Genomic DNA, 15,304 nt, shown 5'->3' with positions numbered 1-15,304 from the left:
CCTTCGCACCGTTCACGCCACTTGTTCTCCGCCACTTGATTGGGTCCGATGTCAGCCGCCGCTCCACGCCGCTCCAGACGCGCACTCGCGACGGCGGCGGCCGTTGCGGCGCTGCTCGTGGCGGTACTCCTCAGCCTGGCCGTGGGGGCCCGCTCCATACCCCCGTCCGAGGTGTTCGACGCCCTGCTGCACGGCGGGCACTCCGACAACGCCGAAGTCATCCGGAACATGCGCGTCCCGCGCACCCTGATCGGGCTGATGGTCGGCGCCGCGCTGGCCATCGCGGGCACCGTGCTCCAGGGCATCACCCGTAACCCCATCGCCGACCCCGGCATCCTCGGGATCAGCCAGGGCGCCTCGGTGGGTGTGGTGCTGGCCATCGCGTTCGCCGGGATCCACACCCTGACGGGGTACGTGTGGTTCGGCTTCGCGGGGGCGGCGATCGCCTCCGTCGCCGTGTACGCGATCGCGTCGAGCGGGCGCGGGGGCGCCACCCCCGTGAAGCTCGCGCTGGGCGGCGCCGCCATCAACGCGCTGCTGGTGTCGGTGGTCTCGGCGGTGCTGACGACCAAGGCGTCAGCGCTGGACGAGTTCCGCTTCTGGCAGGTCGGCTCGCTCGGCGGGCGCGAGGCCGAGGTGGCGGGGCAGATCTGGCCGTTCGTGCTGATCGGGACGGTGCTCGTGCTGTCCGTCGCCCGGGGGCTCGACGCGCTGGCGCTCGGCGAGGACGTCGCGAAGGGACTCGGGCAGAACGTCGCGACGGTGCGGATCGTCGGCGGCGTCGGGGCCACGGTGCTGACCGGGGTCGGGGTCGCGGCGGCCGGGCCGATCGCGTTCATCGGGCTCGCCGTACCGCACATCGCCCGCGCGGTCGTCGGCTCCGACCACCGCTGGGTGCTGCCGATGGCGGCGCTGATCGGGCCCGTGATGCTGCTGGTGTCCGATGTGATCGGCCGTATCGTCTTCCCGCCGAGCGAGGTCCCGGCGGGCGTGATGACGGCGCTGATCGGGGTGCCGTTCCTGGTCGCCCTCGTACGCCGGAAGGCGGTGCCCGCATGAGTGCCGAGACCGCGGTCCGGGTGCGGCCCGCCGGGTATCACGTCGTACGGATCGGGGCGCGGGGGCGGTTCCTGCTGCACCGGCGGGCGGCCCTGGTCGCCACCGCACTCGTCGTGCTGCTGGCCGCCGTCTGTGTCGCGTACCTCTGCGTCGGCGAGAGCTTCGTCGCGCCCGGCGAGGTCGTGAAGGTGGTCCTGGGGCAGCCGTCCCCCGACGAACTGGTCGTCGGCACGCTGCGGCTGCCGCGGATGACCGTGGGGCTGCTGGTCGGCACGGCCTTCGGGATCGCCGGCGCGCTGATCCAGACCGTTGCCCGCAATCCCCTCGCGAGCCCCGACATCATCGGCATCAGCCAGGGGGCGAGCGCGCTCACGGTCGGCGCGATGACCTTCGGCATCACCTCGTACACCGTGCTGCCGTACCTCTCCGTCATCGGCGGGGTGGCCGCGGCGGCGCTCGTGTACGTCTTCGCCTGGCGCGGCGGGCTGCACGCCACCCGCTTCGTCCTCATCGGCATCGGCTTCGCCATCGCGCTGCGCTCGGTGACCACCCTGTTCCTGACGAAGGGCGACTACCTGGTCGCCCAGCAGGCACACATCTGGATGACCGGCTCCCTCAACGGCCGCGGCTGGGCCGAGGCCGCCCCGATCGGCTGGACGCTGCTGATCCTGCTGCCCGCCGTCCTGTGGGCCGCCCGCGCCCAGCGCACCGTCTCGATGGACGACGACACCGCGACCGCGCTCGGGGTGCGGCTGGGGCGGGTACGGCTGGGCCTTGTCGCGCTCGGGGTGATCCTGGCGTCCGTGGCGACCGGCACGGCCGGACCGGTCGACTTCGTGGCGCTCCTCGCCCCGCAGATCGCCCGCCGGATGACCCGCACCGCACAGATCCCGCTGCTCTGCTCGGCGCTGCTCGGCGCGGTGATCGTGGTCTCCGCGGACCTGCTGGCCCGCAGGCTCTTCTCGCCCACCGAACTGCCGGTGGGCGTACTGACGGCGGCGGTCGGCGCCCCGTATCTGATCTGGCTGATCATCCGCGGGCAGGGCGGCGGTCGCGGCCGTAGTGGAGGCACAGCATGAGTTCGACCCCGATGTCCGACGCCACGGTGGCCGGGACCACGACCGGCCGGCTCACCGCGCGGGGGCTGACGCTCGCGTACGAGGACCGCACCGTCGTCGACGCGCTGGACCTCGACGTACCGGACGGCCGGGTCACGGTCATCGTCGGCCCGAACGCCTGCGGCAAGTCGACCACCCTGCGCGCGCTCGGCCGGCTGCTCAAGCCGCGCGGCGGGGCCGTGCTCCTCGACGGCACCGAGCTGTCGAAGATCCCCACCCGGAAGATCGCCCAGTCGATCGGGCTGCTGCCGCAGACCCCGGTGGCCCCGGAGGCGATCACCGTCAGCGACCTCGTCGCCCGCGGCCGCCAGCCGCATCAGCACTGGTGGCAGCAGTGGTCGGACGAGGACGAGCGGGCGGTGACGGACGCCATGGCGCGTACGGACATCACCGCACTCGGCGACCGGTCCGTGGACGAGCTGTCCGGCGGTCAGCGCCAGCGGGTCTGGATCGCGATGGCGCTCGCCCAGGAGACCGATCTGCTGCTGCTCGACGAGCCGACCACGTACCTCGACATCGCGCACCAGGTGGAGGTCCTGGACCTGGTGCGCCGGCTCACCGCCCCGGCTGCGGACGGCACCCGCGGCCGGACCGTCGTCACCGTGCTCCACGACCTCAACCAGGCCGCCCGGTACGCGGACCACCTGGTCGCCATGAAGGCGGGCCGGATCGTCGCCGAGGGCCGCCCGCAGGACATCGTCACCACCGGACTCGTACGCGAGGTCTTCGGCCTGGAAGCGGTGATCGTCCCGGACCCGGTGACCGGCTCGCCGCTCGTGGTGCCGGGTGCCCCGTGGCAGGCCGGACCGGACTCGTGAGCCCGCGCACCGACCCCGGTCGCTCCGGCGCGCACCCGGCCGGCGACCACCCCCACTCCTACGAAAGGCACCCCATGGCCCCCTCCGTCCGCCGCCGCGGCCTCGCTCTCGGCGCGCTCTCCCTGGCCGGCGCGCTCACGCTCTCCGCCTGCGGATTCTCCGAGTCCGGCGGAAGCGCCAGCGGCTCCTCCGACTCCGGCGCCGCGCAGACCCACACGGTCAAAACGGCCATGGGCGACGTCGAGGTCCCGGTGGCCCCCGAGCGCGTCGTGGTCCTCGACACCGGTGAGCTGGACTCCGCGCTCACCCTCGGCGTGCGGCCCGTCGGCGCGACGCACTCGGCCTCGGAGGACGGCTTCCCCTCCTACCTGCCCGCGAACCGGACGAAGGGCATCAAGGAGGTCGGCGAGATCGCCAACCCCGACCTGGAGACCGTCGCCTCGCTGAAGCCGGACCTGATCCTCACCTCCAAGGTCCGCGACGGCGACCGCTACGAGCAGCTGAAGGCGATCGCCCCGACCGTGATGACGGAGTCCACCGGAACCGCCTGGAAGGAGAACTTCCAGCTGCACGCCGAGGCGCTCGGCAAGCAGGCCGAGGCGAAGAAGGCCGTCGCCGACTACGACGCCCATGTCGCGAAGGTGACCGAGGCGATCGGCGGCAGGAAGAAGGCCGCCGACACCGACGTCAACTTCGTCCGCTTCGTCGAGGGCGCCGACATCCGCATCTACGGCAAGCAGAACTACATCGGCTCGATCCTCGCCGACCTCGGCATGGGCCGCCCCGCGATCACCGACAAGGCCAAGGACGGCTTCTCGTACGACGTGTCGCCCGAGAAGATCGACCTCGCGGACGCGGACGTCGTCTTCACGTCGACGTACGGCGACCCGGCGAAGGCGGGGACGGCCAGGACGATGAACAGCGGCCTGTGGAAGGGGCTCAAGGCTTCCAAGGACGGAAAGGTCTTCGAGGTCGACGACCGGCTGTGGATCGCGGGCATCGGCTACACCGCCGCGGGCAGGATCCTCGACGAGTTCCAGGCGAGGATGACCGGCTGACGTCCCGGACCCGCCCGGCACAACGAGGGCGCGGCCCCGGCCGTCACGACCGCGGCCTCCGCGACCGCCACACCAGGTAGAGCGCGGAGGCGACGGCCGCCCCCCGCACCACCCACGGCCACGTCTGGTCGATCGCGTCGTTCATCTGCCCGGTCCCGATGGGCTCGCCCCACCGGCCGTCGGTCCTGCCCCACAGCCAGACCAGGGCACCCGCCGCGACCACGCCCGGCAGCCCCATCGCGGCCCACTTCGCCTCCACGCGGGACAGGGTGCGCGAGCTGTACGCGAGGAGCCAGCCGCCCGCCAGGGCCAGCCAGGAACCCGTCACGGCGCCCGCCACCAGCAGCACCGCGGCGAGCAGCAGCAGCGGGTGGGAGAAGCCGTGGCCACCCGCCCGGTCCTCGCGCGGCGCACGGCGCCGGAGCCGCGGGAACCGGCGGCGGCGCGGCGCCTCCTGCGCCTCTTCCTCCCCGGCACCGGGGTCCTCGTCCGGCTCGTCGTCCCCCGCCGCGCGCGGGCGCGGCACCGCTGCCGCTTCCCCGGACGGCGGCTGCCTCATCATGTCCGGGATCTCGACCCCGCCGACGAACCCCGGCACGGCGACCCCGTCGTCGAACGGCCCCGGCTCGATCCGCCACCAGTCGGGCTCGCTCCCGGACGGGCCCAGCTCGTCCGTGCCGGCCATGTGCGGCGGCGAGGGCACCCGGCCAGCCGGCGCTTCCGGCGCACCGGACCCGGGCTCCTCGGGCCGCGACGCGCCCTTGCCCGAACTGTCTTTGCCGTCCTTCCGGAGCATCCCCTTGCGCGGCCGGGGAATGCTCCGGCCCTCCTCCGCCGCGGGCTCCGGCCGCCCCGCGATCTCCACCGTGCCGTCACCCGACGAGGCCGCGGCGGCCACCAGTTCGTCCGGTGTGCCGAGCCTGCCGATGATGCGGCGAACCGCCGCGGGGCTGTCCCCGGACTGCTTCCCGCGCTGCCGGTCGATCTCGCCCCGGAGCGTCGCGACCAGCCTCATCCGGGCCGCCGAGGACAGCTGTTGCTGCTGCGCCAGGTCCCCGACCCGGCTCAGATAGTCGTAGACCAGCTGGTCGCTCTCGATCCCCACGCGATCGTTCCCCTCTACCGCCCTGCACCGACGGTAGCGCCCTCGGAGCCTCTCGGGCCTGTCCGGAGCGGCTACCGTGGGACGGATGGGGATGACCACACCACCGCGGACGCTCGCCGAAGCTCTTCGCGCCCGGGACGACGAGTCGCTGGCCGGGCTGCTGCGCGCCCGCCCCGATCTCCTCAACCCGGTGCCGGGCGACATCACCCAGCTCGCGACGAGGGCCGGCACCCGCGCCTCCGTCGTACGCGCGCTGGAGCACCTCGACAAGTTCGCCCTGCAGACCGCCGAGGCACTCGCGGTGGCCGCCGACCCCGCCGCGTACGAGACGCTGCTCGGGCTGCTCACCGGCGACGGCCGGGACGACGGCGAGCACCGCGACGGCGCGGGCGCGACGATCACGGACGCGCTGCCCGGCGCGCTGGCCACCCTGCGCGAACAGGCCCTCGTCTGGGGCGAGGACGAGCGGCTGCGACTGGTGCGCACGGCGCGCGAGATCCTCGCGCCGTCCCCGCAGCACGCCTCCCCCACCGGTCTCGGGCCGACCGTCGCCGAGGCGACCTCCGGCATGTCACCGGGCCGCCTCCAGGAGATCCTGGCCGCCGCCGGGCTGCCCGCCACCCACGACCCGGTCTCCGCCGTGTCCGCCCTGTCCGCGCTCTTCACCGACCGGGCCAGGATGGGCGAGCTGCTGGACAGCGCCCCGGCCGAGGCCCTGTCCGTGCTGGACCGGCTGGTGTGGGGGCCGCCGTACGGGGAGGTGACCCCGAACCCCACCCCGCCCGTGAAGTGGCTGCGCGACCACGGGCTGCTGCTGCCCGTGTCGACCCGCACCGTGGTGCTGCCGCGCGAGGCCGCCCTGCATCTGCGGGCCGGGCGCGCCCACCGCGTACCGGAACCGCGGCCGCCGGCCGTGGAGGCGGTCGCCAACCGCGATCCACAGGCTGTGGACAGCGCCGCGGCCGGCCAGGCGTTCCTGGCGGTGAACACCGTCGAGGAGCTGCTGAAGAGCTGGAACGGCGGCGGCCCCGCCATACTGCGGGCCGGCGGGCTCAGCGTCCGCGAGCTGAAGAGGACCGCCACCGCCCTGGAGGTCCCCGAGCAGGTCGCCGCGTTCTGGGTCGAACTCGCCTACGCGGCCGGGCTGCTGGCCTCCGACGGGGAGGCCGACGAACGCTACGCGCCGACGCCCGCGTACGACGACTGGGCCGAACTCCCCGCCCAGGAGCGCTGGACGGCCCTCGCCACCGCCTGGCTCGCCGCCACCCGCACCTCCGGACTGGTCGGCGGCCAGGACGCCAAGGGCCGTGCCCTGTCCGCACTGGGCCCCGAACTCGACCGCTCCGCCGCCCCGGAGGTACGCCACCGGGTCCTCGCCCTCCTCTCCGCCCTGGAACCCGGCACCGCCCCCGACCCGGAGACCGTCCTCGCCCGGCTGCGCTGGGAACGCCCCCTGCGCGGCGCCTCCGCCTCGGCCGGGGACACCGTCGATCTGCGGTCCCGGATCGCCCTGTGGACGCTCAACGAGTCCGAGCTCCTCGGCATCACCGGCCGCGGCGCGCTCGCCACGCACACCCGGGCCCTGCTCGGCACCGGGCCCGCCGAGGCCGCCGCGCTGCTCGCGCCGCTCATCCCGGAACCGCTGGACCACGTACTGCTCCAGGCCGACCTGACGGCCGTCGCCCCGGGCCCGCTGGAACGCCCCCTGGCCGACATGCTCTCCGCCCTGGCGGACATCGAGTCGAAGGGCGGCGCGACGGTCTACCGCTTCACCCCCGGCTCCGTACGCCGCGCCCTGGACGCCGGGCAGTCCGCGGCCGACCTGCACGCGTTCCTCGCCGCCCACAGCCGCACGCCCGTCCCGCAGCCGCTCAGCTATCTCGTCGACGACGTCGCCCGCCGCCACGGCCACCTCCGGATCGGTGCCGCCTCCTCGTACGTGCGCTGCGACGACGAGGCCGTGCTGAACGAGATCCTCGCCGACAAGCGCTCGGCCACCCTGCGCCTGCGCCGCCTCGCGCCGACCGCCCTGGCCGCCCAGGTCGACCCGGCTTCCCTGCTCGAAGGGCTGCGCGAGATGGGGTACGCCCCGGCCGCCGAGTCCGCCGAGGGCGACGTCCTGATCACCCGTGCGGGCACCCGCCGCACCCCGCCCCGCACGGCCCCCGTCCCCGTGCCGGAGGGCCCTCCGGTGCCGGACGACACCCTGCTCGGCGCGGCGGTCCGGGCGATCCGTGCCGGGGACACGGCCGCCACGGTGGTCCGCAAGGACGCCCCGGAGTCCCCCGCCACCACGCCCGGCGCCCTGCCCCGCACGACCTCCGCCGAGACCCTCGCCACCGTCCAGGCCGCCGCGATGACCGGATCGGCGCTCTGGATCGGCTACGTGAACGCGGACGGCGCCGCCAGCCAGCGCGTCATCGCCCCGGTCCGGGTCGAGGGCGGCTTCGTCACGGCGTACGACCACACGGCGGACGAGGTCCGCACGTACCCGCTGCACCGCATCACCGGCGTCGCCGAACTGGCCGACGACGCCACGGCGTAACCCCCGGCGCTTCCCCGCCCGTCCCCCGTCCCCGCCCCGTCGGCCACCCGCCGAACGCGGCAGTGCGTGCGAATCGGGGGCGGGCCGGCCGGACGAAGGGCACACTCTGACGTGTCCACGACGCTGGAGGGGGATGTCATGCGGCGCACCGAAGCGGCCAGACAGCTGGGGGGATTCGTCCGTGAGCACCGTACCGACGGGGGCAGACGGCTGCGGCACGCCGGCATCATGCTCCTCGTCGGAGCGGTCGGCATGGCTTTCGGGGTGCCGGTGGCCGTCGCGTCGATCGGCACCACCGACGGGGCTCCGCAGCTGGCCGGTCTGCTGCTCGGCGTCGGGCTGGTGGGGCTGGGCCTGGGGATCTGGCGGCTGGTCCAGGGGTTCCGTACCCGTGAGCAGTGCTTCGACATCCACGAACGGGGGCTGACCCACCGTGTGGCAGGCACCGTCACCCTGGTCCCGTGGCAGGACATCGCGTCCGTCGGCGCGCGCGGCGAGGACGACCGGCTGCTGGCCGAGGCCCGCGGCGTGGGTTTCACCTGCGACCTCGTGCTGACCGACGGACGCAGGATCCGCGTCGACACCTTCACCGAGGACGTCCGGCAACTGGCGCTGACCGTCCACGCCGCCGTACACCTGGGGCAGCTCCCCGAAGGGCGCGGCCGCCGCCGGGCGGACTGACCGGCGGACGGGCCCGGACCGGGCACGACCGCGCCCGCATGCGGCACACTGGACGTTTGGCCGCATCCGTGGCCGCACCCCGCAGAAAGGGCCGACGCGCGTGACCGGACCTCTCATCGTCCAGAGCGACAAGACGCTGCTCCTCGAAGTCGACCACGACCAGGCCGACGCCTGCCGCCGGGCCATCGCGCCCTTCGCGGAGCTGGAGCGGGCGCCCGAGCACATCCACACCTACCGGCTGACGCCGCTCGGGCTGTGGAACGCGCGCGCCGCCGGGCACGACGCCGAGCAGGTCGTCGACGCCCTCGTGCAGTACTCGCGCTATCCCGTTCCGCACGCGCTGCTCGTCGACATCGCCGAGACGATGGCCAGGTACGGCCGCCTCACCCTGTCCAAGCACCCGGTGCACGGCCTGGTGCTGACCTCCACGGACCGGCCCGTACTGGAGGAGATCCTCCGGTCGAAGAAGGTGCAGCCGCTGGTCGGGGCGCGGATCGACCCGGACACCGTGGCGGTGCACCCGTCCGAGCGCGGGCAGATCAAGCAGACGCTGCTGAAGCTGGGCTGGCCTGCGGAGGACCTCGCCGGTTACGTGGACGGCGAGGCGCACCCCATCGAGCTGGCCGAGGACGGCTGGGCGCTGCGGCCGTACCAGAAGCAGGCCGTCGAGGGTTTCTGGCACGGCGGCTCGGGTGTCGTCGTACTGCCCTGTGGTGCGGGCAAGACGCTGGTCGGGGCCGGTGCCATGGCCCAGGCGAAGGCGACCACGCTGATCCTTGTGACGAACACCGTCTCGGCCCGGCAGTGGAAGCACGAGCTGGTGAAGCGGACCTCGCTGACCGAGGACGAGATCGGCGAGTACAGCGGTACGCGCAAGGAGATCCGGCCGGTCACCATCGCCACGTACCAGGTGCTGACGACCCGTCGCAAGGGCGTCTACCCGCACCTGGAGCTGTTCGACTCCCGCGACTGGGGGCTGGTGATCTACGACGAGGTGCATCTGCTGCCCGCGCCCGTCTTCAAGTTCACCGCCGATCTCCAGGCCCGGCGGCGCCTCGGTCTCACCGCGACGCTGGTGCGCGAGGACGGGCGCGAGTCGGACGTCTTCTCGCTGATCGGGCCCAAGCGGTTCGACGCCCCGTGGAAGGAGATCGAGGCGCAGGGCTACATCGCGCCGGCCGACTGCGTCGAGGTGCGGGTCAATCTGACGGACTCGGAGCGGCTCGCCTACGCGACCGCCGAGGCCGAGGAGAAGTACCGGTTCTGTGCGACGACCGCGACGAAGCGGAAGGTGACGGAGGCGCTGGTGCGCAAGCACCGCGGCGAGCAGACCCTGGTCATCGGGCAGTACATCGACCAGCTCGACGAGCTGGGTGAGCATCTGAACGCCCCGGTGATCAAGGGCGAGACGAGCAACGCCCAGCGCGAGAAGCTCTTCGACGCGTTCCGGGAGGGCGAACTCCACGTCCTGGTGGTCTCGAAGGTCGCGAACTTCTCCATCGACCTGCCGGAGGCGACCGTCGCGATCCAGGTCTCGGGGACCTTCGGCTCGCGCCAGGAGGAGGCGCAGCGGCTCGGCCGGGTGCTGCGGCCGAAGGCGGACGGGCACGAGGCGCGGTTCTACTCGGTGGTCGCGCGCGACACGATCGACCAGGACTTCGCGGCGCACCGCCAGCGGTTCCTGGCCGAGCAGGGGTACGCGTACCGGATCGTGGACGCGGACGAGCTGCTGGCCGACAGCTGACCGGCGGCCGCGTTCGGCGTGGTCGTGCTCAGTGGGCGTGGTGGCGGCGGACGCCCGCCTCCTCCGCGTACTCGCCGAGCACGACCACGCCGAACGCGGCGCGGGCGAAGACCTTGACGGCGCGGACCGCGTCGCCGAAGCGGTGGCTGCGGTGGTGACCGGTGGCCGCGGTCGCGCCGTGCGCGGGGCCGGTCCTGCGGGGGTTCAGAAGGACTGTGCTCATGTGTTCCATGGTCCTGCGCCCGGCCCGTACGGGCATCGGCCCGCGGGCGGAATCCGGCGGCGCCGCGGGTAGGTCTGCGGTCGCATGCCGTCCCCTACGGGATGGACGCCGGCGGTAATTCGCTCGCCCCCGGCGGAAGCGGTCGATACAATCGCCGGTCTGCCCGCCTCCCGCACCGTGGTACCGGCAGCGGCCCGCGAGGGTCCGCCGGCAGCCGGGGGAGCGCCGCCGACCGGACGGAAACCGGCCGACAGCCGTACGCGCAGCCGCTGCGCGTACCCGTGATCGATCCCCCAGCGGACCGCATCGCCCCCGAGCGCCTGCCGGGGACGGGCTGCGGTCCGCCGTCCTGCGTTGAACAGCCGGAGGCAACACCGTGCCCGCGCACGAACACGAGAGCGACACCACCACCGATCCGCTGGCCCGCGAACGCGCCCATCTCACGGCGTCCCGCGCCGCGCTGCGCGCCATGCGCGAGGACGCCCAGGCCCTGGACATCCGCGATGTCACCGCGAACTGGGTCAACGCGGCCGTCCTGCAGGCCCAGATCGACGAGCGCATCAAGTCGCTCGCCGACCTCGCCCACACCCCGCTCTTCTTCGGGCGGCTGGACTATCTGCACCGGGTCGGTGCCGAGCAGGCCGAGGGCGCGGAGGGAGAGCAGTTCTACATCGGGCGCCGCCATGTCCACGACGCCGACGGCGACCCGATGGTCATCGACTGGCGCGCGCCCGTCTCGCAGCCGTTCTACCGGGCGTCCAGGAAGGACCCGCAGGACGTGGGGCAGCGTCGCCGCTTCGGTTACACCGGCGGTGAGCTGACCGCGTACGAGGACGAGCACCTCACCGACCCCGCCGAGGCCGAGCAGACCAGCAAGCTGCTCCAGGCGGAGATCGAGCGGCCGCGTGTCGGTCCGATGCGGGACATCGTCGCGACGATCCAGCCCGAGCAGGACGAGATCGTCCGCAGCGAGCTCGGCGGGACGGTGTGCGTGCAGGGTGGCCCCGGCACCGGGAAGACGGCCGTCGGCCTGCACCGGGTGGCGTATCTGCTGTACGCGCACCGGGAGCGGCTGGCCCGTACCGGCGCGCTGGTCATCGGGCCGAACCGGTCCTTCCTCCAGTACATCGAGCAGGTGCTGCCGGCCCTCGGCGAGCTGGCGGTGAAGCAGGCGACCGTCGACGATCTGGTGACGGCCGGCATCGAGGTGCGCGGCACGGACACGGCGGACGCCGCCGTCGTCAAGGGCGATGCCCGGATGGCCGAGGTGCTGCGGCGGGCGATCCGTTCGCATGTGACGCTCCCGACGGAGCCGGTCGTGGTGGTGCGCGGTTCGCGGCGCTGGCGGGTTCCGGCGTACGAGCTGGAGGAGATGGTCACCGAGCTGCTGGCCCGTGACATGCGCTACGGGGCCGCCCACGACGCGCTTCCGCAGCGCATCGCGCACTCCGTCCTGGTCCGGATGGAGGAGGCGGGCGAGGCGCCCGACGACCGGGTGCAGAACGCGGTGGCCCGCAACCCCGCGGTGAAGGCGGCGGTGAAGGCGATCTGGCCGGCCGTCGACCCGGCGAAGCTGGTGCTGCGGCTGCTGTCGGACGCGGAGTTCCTGGCCGCCCACGCCGAGGGGCTGCTCGACGAGGACGAGCAGAAGACGATCCTGTGGACGAAGCCGGCCCGGAGCGTGAAGTCGGCGAAGTGGTCGTCGGCGGACGCGGTGCTGATCGACGAGGCGAACGATCTGGTGGCGCGTACGCATTCGCTCGGCCATGTGGTGCTCGACGAGGCGCAGGACCTGTCCCCCATGCAGTACCGGGCGGTGGGGCGGCGCTGCACGACGGGGTCGGCGACGGTCCTCGGTGACCTCGCGCAGGGCACGACGCCGTGGTCGACGGAGAACTGGGCGCAGGCGCTGCACCATCTCGGCAAGCCGGACGCGGTGGTGGAGGAGCTGACGGCGGGCTTCCGTGTGCCGCGCGAGGTGATCGCGTACGCCTCGCGGCTGCTGCCGGTGATCTCGCCGGGGCTGGCGGCGGTGGAGTCGGTGCGTGAGTCGCCGGGTTCGCTGGAGGTGCGGGCGGCGGCCGGTCCGGCGGAGCTGGACGCGGCGGTGCTGGCGGCGTGCGAGGAGTCGCTGGAGCGGGAGGGTTCGATCGGCCTGATCGCGGCCGACGCGCGGATCCCCGCGCTGGCCCAGGCTCTGGCCGCTGCGGGGCACGCGTATCTCTCGCCCGGTGAGGAGACGACCGCCGAGTCCCGCCTGACCCTGGTCCCGGCGTCGCTGGCGAAGGGCCTGGAGTACGACTACGTGGTGCTGGACGAGCCGGCCGCGGTGGTCGACGGCGAACCGGACGAGCGCACGGGCCTGCGCCGGCTGTACGTGGCGCTGACGCGTGCGGTGTCGGGGCTGACGGTGGTGCACGCGGCAGAGCTGCCGGCCGAACTGGCCCGTAGCGTCTGAGGAGCGGGGGTGCGGGGGCAGAGCCCCCGCACCCCCGGCCCCGCCCCGCTACGCGTCGAGCACCGTCCGCCACTCCCGGACGGCCGCCGCGTCCACCGGTCCCGACCACCCGTGCGGGCGCGCCGCGCCGCCGATGTGCACGGCGTCGATGCCCGCGGCCAGCAGCTCCGGCAGGTGTTCCAGGCGCAGCCCGCCGCCCACCAGGATCTGCGGCTCGTAGCCGGGCTCGCCCTTGCGCGCCGCCTCGGCCAGCAGCGTCGGGATGCCGTCGTCGACGCCCTTGGCCGAGCCGGCGGTGAGGTACGTGTCCAGGCCGGGCAGGTCCGCCAGCCGCTTGCGCAGGGCGTCCCGGTCGGCGGCCCGGTCGATCGCCCGGTGGAAGGTCCAGCGGCAGCCGTCCAGCTCGGCGACGAGCCGTTCGACGGCGACCAGGTCCGGGCGGCCCTCCTCGTCGAGGAAGCCGAGGACGAATTCCTCGGCGCCCGCCGCGCGCAGCTCGCGCGCCCGGTCCAGCAGCACCTCGATGTCGCCGGCCGCGAAGCCGTCCGCCACCCTGAGCATCACCCGCAGCGGGATGTCCACCGCGGCCCGGATCTCCGCGAAGGTCGCACAGGACGGGGTCAGACCGTCCGCCGCCATGTCGGTGACCAGCTCAAGCCGGTCCGCACCACCCGCCTGGGCGGCGACCGCGTCCTCCGCGTCGAGTGCGATCACCTCCAGGACTGCACGGTTGCTCATGGGCCCCATCCTCCAGGAAGCATCAATAGGTCTAGTCCAATGGCCAGCCTACGGGTCGGTACACCGAGGATGCAGCCTCAATGCCAGGCGAAGATACGTGAGGTCGGACGCACATCGGGTGATCGAACGCTCACGATCCGGGCCCGTGTGTCCTGCCCGCCCCTTGCGTTTCATAGGGGAGGGGGGTATACCTGAATCAGCAATGCATACCCCCCAGGGGTATCAACGTCACCGCCAGGGAGGACACCGTGTCCGCGCACACCGCCACAACCGGCACTGCCACCGGCACCGGCACCGCAGAGGTCGAGCTCGCGATCGGCGGCATGACCTGCGCCTCCTGCGCGGCCCGCATCGAGAAGAAGCTCAACCGGATGGACGGCGTCGAGGCCACCGTCAATTACGCCACCGAGAAGGCCAGGGTCAGCTACCGGGGCGAGGACATCTCCGTACAGGACCTGATCGCCACCGTCGAGAAGACCGGCTACACCGCGCAGGAGCCCGCTCCCCCGGTACGCGCCGAGGAAGGCGCCCCCGGGGCCGACGAGCTGCGGCCGCTGCGCCAGCGGCTGCTGACCGCCGTCGCGCTCGCCGTGCCGGTGATCGCGATGTCGATGATCCCTGCGCTCCAGTTCGACTACTGGCAGTGGCTCTCGCTGACGCTGACGGCCCCCGTCGTCACGTATGCCGCCTGGCCGTTCCACAAGGCCGCCTGGACCAATGCCCGGCACGGCGCGGCGACGATGGACACGCTGATCTCGGTCGGCACCTCGGCCGCGTTCCTCTGGTCGCTGTGGGCGCTGTTCTTCGGCACGGCGGGCATGGTCGGCATGACGCACCCGTTCGAGCTGACCATCGGCCGGAGCGACGGCGCCGGGAACATCTATCTGGAGGCGGCCGCCGGAGTCACCGCGTTCATCCTGGCCGGGCGCTACTTCGAGGCCCGCTCCAAGCGGAAGGCGGGCGCGGCCCTCAAGGCGCTGCTGGAGCTCGGCGCCAAGGAGGTCACCGTGCTGCGCGGCGGCCGCGAGGTGACCGTACCGACCGCCGAACTCCAGGTCGGGGACCGGTTCCTGGTCCGCCCCGGCGAGAAGATCGCCACCGACGGCACCGTCGTCGAGGGTGCCTCGGCCGTGGACGCCTCGATGCTCACCGGTGAGTCCGTGCCCGTGGAGGTCGGCGTCGGCGACTCCGTCACCGGGGCCACGCTCAACGCGGGCGGCCGGCTCGTCGTCGAGGCCACCCGGATCGGCGCCGACACCCAGCTGGCCCGGATGGCGAAGCTGGTCGAGGACGCGCAGAACGGCAAGGCGGCGGCCCAGCGCCTCGCGGACCGGATCTCCGCCGTCTTCGTCCCCGTCGTCATCGCCCTGGCGCTCGGCACGCTCGGCTTCTGGCTCGGCAACGGCTCGGGCCTGACCGCCGCGTTCACCGCCGCCGTGGCCGTGCTGATCATCGCCTGCCCCTGCGCCCTCGGCCTCGCCACCCCCACCGCCCTCATGGTCGGCACCGGACGCGGCGCCCAGCTCGGCATCCTCATCAAGGGCCCCGAGGTCCTGGAGACCACCCGCCGCGTCGACACGATCGTCCTCGACAAGACCGGCACCGTCACCACCGGCCGCATGACCCTCCTCGACGTCCACACCGCCGACCGCACCGACGAAGCAGACGTACTCCGCCTCGCCGGCGCCCTGGAACACTCCTCCGAACACCCCATCGCCCAGGCCGTCGCCACCGGAGCCGCCGAACGCACCACCACC

12 protein-coding genes are annotated in these 15,304 nt (G+C 73.4%); 9 read left to right on the top strand and 3 right to left on the bottom strand.

Features of this window, described 5'->3' with window-relative positions; translation table 11 throughout:
• Positions 1-48 precede the first annotated feature (48 nt).
• From ACWCPY_RS00060 to ACWCPY_RS00045, 4 genes are all read left to right on the top strand, one after another.
• Positions 49-1,059, top strand: coding sequence for a FecCD family ABC transporter permease (locus tag ACWCPY_RS00060; RefSeq protein WP_451262040.1), 1,011 nt, complete (start codon positions 49-51; stop codon positions 1,057-1,059).
• Positions 1,056-2,138, top strand: coding sequence for a FecCD family ABC transporter permease (locus tag ACWCPY_RS00055; RefSeq protein ID WP_451262039.1), 1,083 nt, complete (start codon positions 1,056-1,058; stop codon positions 2,136-2,138). Before ACWCPY_RS00060 ends, ACWCPY_RS00055 begins: the two co-directional genes overlap by 4 nt.
• The gene (locus ACWCPY_RS00050) at positions 2,135-2,995 is read left to right on the top strand and encodes an ABC transporter ATP-binding protein (RefSeq protein WP_451262038.1); all 861 of its coding nucleotides are present in this window, start codon (positions 2,135-2,137) and stop codon (positions 2,993-2,995) included. Before ACWCPY_RS00055 ends, ACWCPY_RS00050 begins: the two co-directional genes overlap by 4 nt.
• Before the next feature lie 74 nt (positions 2,996-3,069).
• A complete protein-coding gene (locus ACWCPY_RS00045; RefSeq protein WP_451262385.1) occupies positions 3,070-4,053 on the top strand; it encodes an ABC transporter substrate-binding protein in 984 nt (327 codons plus the stop codon).
• A 43-nt stretch (positions 4,054-4,096) separates the two neighbouring features.
• Here ACWCPY_RS00045 and ACWCPY_RS00040 read toward each other — a convergent pair whose 3' ends face one another.
• Positions 4,097-5,158 (bottom strand): hypothetical protein, encoded by a 1,062-nt coding sequence (locus tag ACWCPY_RS00040; protein ID WP_451262037.1) that lies wholly within the window; start codon positions 5,156-5,158, stop codon positions 4,097-4,099.
• Positions 5,159-5,243: 85 nt separating this feature from the next.
• Between ACWCPY_RS00040 and ACWCPY_RS00035 the strand changes: the two genes are divergently transcribed.
• The 3 genes from ACWCPY_RS00035 to ACWCPY_RS00025 all read left to right on the top strand — a co-directional run bounded on the left by ACWCPY_RS00035 (position 5,244) and on the right by ACWCPY_RS00025 (position 10,128).
• Positions 5,244-7,703 carry a helicase-associated domain-containing protein gene (locus tag ACWCPY_RS00035; RefSeq protein WP_451262036.1) on the top strand — a complete coding sequence of 820 codons (2,460 nt, stop codon included), beginning with the start codon at positions 5,244-5,246 and terminating at the stop codon, positions 7,701-7,703.
• A 138-nt stretch (positions 7,704-7,841) separates the two neighbouring features.
• Positions 7,842-8,384 carry a hypothetical protein gene (locus ACWCPY_RS00030; protein WP_451262035.1) on the top strand — a complete coding sequence of 181 codons (543 nt, stop codon included), beginning with the start codon at positions 7,842-7,844 and terminating at the stop codon, positions 8,382-8,384.
• Between the two features lie 100 nt (positions 8,385-8,484).
• On the top strand, positions 8,485-10,128 hold the full coding sequence (locus ACWCPY_RS00025) for a DNA repair helicase XPB (protein WP_403767104.1): 1,644 nt from the start codon (positions 8,485-8,487) through the stop codon (positions 10,126-10,128).
• 28 nt (positions 10,129-10,156) lie between these two features.
• Here ACWCPY_RS00025 and ACWCPY_RS00020 read toward each other — a convergent pair whose 3' ends face one another.
• Positions 10,157-10,351: a hypothetical protein gene (locus tag ACWCPY_RS00020; protein ID WP_451262034.1), complete on the bottom strand. Its 195-nt coding sequence runs from the start codon at positions 10,349-10,351 to the stop codon at positions 10,157-10,159.
• A 376-nt stretch (positions 10,352-10,727) separates the two neighbouring features.
• Here ACWCPY_RS00020 and ACWCPY_RS00015 point away from each other — a divergent pair, with 376 nt between their 5' ends.
• The gene (locus ACWCPY_RS00015; protein ID WP_451262033.1) at positions 10,728-12,809 is read left to right on the top strand and encodes a HelD family protein; all 2,082 of its coding nucleotides are present in this window, start codon (positions 10,728-10,730) and stop codon (positions 12,807-12,809) included.
• Positions 12,810-12,857: 48 nt separating this feature from the next.
• On the opposite strand, the gene ACWCPY_RS00010 is transcribed toward ACWCPY_RS00015, so the two are convergent.
• Positions 12,858-13,547, bottom strand: a complete 690-nt coding sequence (locus tag ACWCPY_RS00010) for a copper homeostasis protein CutC (RefSeq protein WP_451262032.1) — start codon at positions 13,545-13,547, stop codon at positions 12,858-12,860.
• A gap of 248 nt (positions 13,548-13,795) precedes the next feature.
• On the opposite strand from ACWCPY_RS00010, the gene ACWCPY_RS00005 reads away from it, so the two are divergent.
• On the top strand, positions 13,796-15,304 hold a 1,509-nt coding region (locus ACWCPY_RS00005), incomplete at its 3' end, for a heavy metal translocating P-type ATPase (RefSeq protein WP_451262031.1).

The sequence above is a fragment of the Streptomyces sp. NPDC002403 genome, assembly GCF_053593015.1.
Note: the sequence above shows the minus strand (reverse complement) of the source record. Positions and strands in the feature narration are given on the sequence as shown.